This window comes from [Scytonema hofmanni] UTEX 2349 (genome assembly GCF_000582685.1).
In the GTDB taxonomy this organism is placed as follows: domain Bacteria; phylum Cyanobacteriota; class Cyanobacteriia; order Cyanobacteriales; family Nostocaceae; genus Hassallia; species Hassallia hofmanni.
Window position 1 is genome coordinate 1513951 of sequence record NZ_KK073769.1, and the last position, 3101, is coordinate 1517051.

Sequence of the window (3101 nt, forward strand, 5' to 3'; positions counted from 1 at the left end):
AACACTAATTTTTGACAGCATCTTAGTATTCATCATCTCGAAGAATAAAGCCAGATTCTTTATTCAAAAAGCCCGCAAGCTGCTTAATCAGCCCACGAAGTCGGTTAAATTTGTGTTCGAGTTGCTTGTCGGTAGCATTATGACGGTACTCAGAAAATAACTTCTTTTCGGTGTACTCAGTCAAGTGTACTTCTAATCTTTTTTCATTCAGATATAGCCTGTCCACAAGGTTGTCTCTCTGTGAATCAATCGCGGCTAATAAAGTAGCTTGTACATTGGTAATTCTTGCATTAATGTGCGCTTCTATTTGCGCTAATCGATAGATACCACCAATTAATAAAAAGACCAAAGAAATAACAGTAAAAGCATTGTTGACGTCAATTTTCATAATTAATTTCGTATTGATAGATAGAAATATTGGCGCTAATAAACCATTTGGGAACCTGGATAGAAACAAAATAATTAATGTTTAAATCGTCAAAAACTATTAAATTGAATTTCCCTAAAAACAATCTCTCACGTTCTCCTGTAAAGCTTGAGCCTAAGCCAGTCGTAAGACTGCGGCTCAAGTAACCTGCATACTTCCAAATCTTGCCTACAGGAATAGTGGTAGCGACAGACACGGCAATAATAGGTTTATCAAACACAACTGGGACAATTATTTCAGTTATTTTTTCATAAATTGGTTGTCCTGCTGAATCATTCAAGTAAGTTACAGCAGGGAAAGAATCACTATATTGCAAAGCCCAACTACTTTCTATCCCCAGCTGTAAATTCCTGGTCACTTATACCCCTCGGTACATTATTAATTCAATATGATCGCAAAATTCGCCCACAATTTCCAAAGGGTCTTTTATGCCATGTAATTGCAGCTTGTCGCAGTAGTCGGCTGTAGAGATTTGATTTTCCAGCCATTCTCTAGCCGCTTTATTACATCCGATCATGCCAGCGAATTCTTCATCGCTGGCATCAACATCAATTTCTACAGCAAGTAAATCAATGTCATCATCAGGAACCCAAAGTAATCAGTTGTGGCTTGATAAATTCTGTTAGCCTTTGCCCACGCTACCGAGATAGTCGCGTAATTTTCAGCCCCAACAATAGATTTTACGAAAGTTTCGACACTAGAATTAATTATCTCAGTGACATCAAAAATTTTGCCTTGGTCATCCTTTAGTCCAAGGAAGTTAAGAACGTTAGTAAATGCACCTATTAATGTTTGTCCAATATCATTAGAGAGCATTAGATGATTTTGAACTGTAGCCGCGAAAGTTAACACCCCTAAAACTCTGTCAAGTTGCAACCATTTGAAACCATCGACTAATTTACCGCTAATGCCTCCGGCAATTTGCTTGCCAAGCTTGTTATCAATTATTTTTAATAATGCTAATTGGGCAGCGTTGGCACCTGCATTTAATTTGTCAAATAGATTGTTTGATTGATTATTGGTATTTTGATTTACACCATTACCCAAATCATTTAGAGCTTTGGCACCACACCCCCCAGGCTGCAAAGTTCGACAAGTTCCTGTGGCAGCTGCTTGCTCTATCTGGGGAATCGTGGCAATGCTAGGGCGGATTGCATCAGCAGCGCGTGCTGGAATAAAAGGTAATATTCCTAATATTTGGTCGAGTTTGGGAATAGCTTGCTGGTTCACTTTCTCTTGTTCTTTGATTTTTGTTGTGAGATGACCAATATCAGCCCCGATTTTTGTTTCATTTACTTTTACTTGCTCTAAATCAGTTCGCAAATTGTTTACACTTTTAATTAGCCCGCCAACAGCCGGATCTGAAACTTGCAATCCTTCCTGCTCAAGTTTTGTGATGCGCTGATCCACATTTGTACCCAGTGCGGCAATTCCGCCGGCTAATACTTCATCATTTTTATACAAGCGATCAACACCACTAGTAACTAAATCAGCGGTTTTTGCCCCATATCTGCCTACCCACTCGGTAGCACTAAATTGGCTCTCAGTGACTTGTGCAAGCCTTCTTTCTACATAAGTTCTAGTCGCGCTATCCGTAGATTTAGTAATGGTTGCTTGCCTGACTTCAGCTTGTGTTACTGTTATCCCCCAACGTTTGGGGTGTTCAACTTCAATTGTTTTAACTTGAGATTGTAGGGATTGAACTTGTGCCGGAACTTTTTCTAGTTGAGCTAACTTGGTTAAAGCAGGAGCTAAATCAGCACTAACTTTTTTAACACTATCTTGAATAGTTTGAATGACTTTATCTTGAAGCGTTGGTTTAGCTTTTTCCAGATTAGCAATCTTATTTTCAGTTGTATTTAATCTACCTTGAATGATTCCAATTGTTACTTCAATCTTTGATTGAAAATTACTTGTAGCACCTTGATAAATTTATTAATCTGCGATTGAACATTAGCGATTTTATCTTCTAATTTAGTTCGTCCAGCGCGAGTTTCATAAAGCGCGTCATTGCTCTTTTTCTTGGCATCTGCAATTTGAGCTTCTAACTTTACTTTACCGGCGCGGATTTCATAGAGCGCATCATTTGATTTTTTCTTGGCATCTGTAATGGAATCTCTAATTGCCGGCTGCTGTGTTTCAAGTCCATAAATCCTATCTCTAACTCTTTGGTTCTCTAGTTCAGCTTTTTTAATTTCAACGTTAATTTTATCAATTTTAAGCTTTTGGACATTCATCAATCCCAATACTTTGCTAATTGATTGAGATAATAGTTGTTGCCCGTCTTCATTTACGTCGTTTCTCCAACCTTGGATGATATTAACTGCTAATGAAATACCTATAGAGGCTAATGCGGTAAGTATAGGCGCAAACTTTGCTAAAGCAGCACCAGATTTAGCGACAGTACTACCAGCTTGAACCGCCTTCGCAGCCTGAGTAGCACCTTTGGCTCCCTTAAGAAATTTATCCCAAAGATTCTTACTGTCCTTCGCGAGCTTTGTAGCTTCTTTAGCTTTCTTTTCAGCTTCTTTAGCAAGCTTGGCATTAGCTTGAATCTTTTTTATATCCTCTGTGGTGAAGTGTCCTTCTCTAAAAAAAGTTGCTGCTCTACTAAGCTTTTTAAATTCCGCATCGGGTAGTTTCGTTGTACCCTTTGGTAATTTTATATTCCAAT

General features: G+C 38.4%; 5 protein-coding genes. All 5 read right to left on the minus strand.

All coding sequences use genetic code 11. The annotated features are described in order from the left end of the window. Positions 1 to 22: 22 nt before the first annotated feature. On the minus strand, positions 23 to 388 hold the full coding sequence (locus TOL9009_RS0137100) for a hypothetical protein (protein ID WP_029638767.1): 366 nt from the start codon (positions 386 to 388) through the stop codon (positions 23 to 25). Then, positions 378 to 785, minus strand: a complete 408-nt coding sequence (locus TOL9009_RS41800; protein WP_051503226.1) for a hypothetical protein — start codon at positions 783 to 785, stop codon at positions 378 to 380. Before TOL9009_RS41800 ends, TOL9009_RS0137100 begins: the two co-directional genes overlap by 11 nt. After that, complete coding sequence (locus tag TOL9009_RS48260) at positions 786 to 944, minus strand: hypothetical protein (RefSeq protein WP_186227784.1); 159 nt, start codon at positions 942 to 944, stop codon at positions 786 to 788. It abuts the gene before it with no gap. 38 nt (positions 945 to 982) lie between these two features. After that, positions 983 to 1891, minus strand: coding sequence for a hypothetical protein (locus tag TOL9009_RS0137115; protein WP_029638768.1), 909 nt, complete (start codon positions 1889 to 1891; stop codon positions 983 to 985). 422 nt (positions 1892 to 2313) lie between these two features. Next, the coding region (locus TOL9009_RS48265; RefSeq protein WP_029638770.1) for a hypothetical protein at positions 2314 to 3101 on the minus strand (788 nt) is incomplete at its 5' end.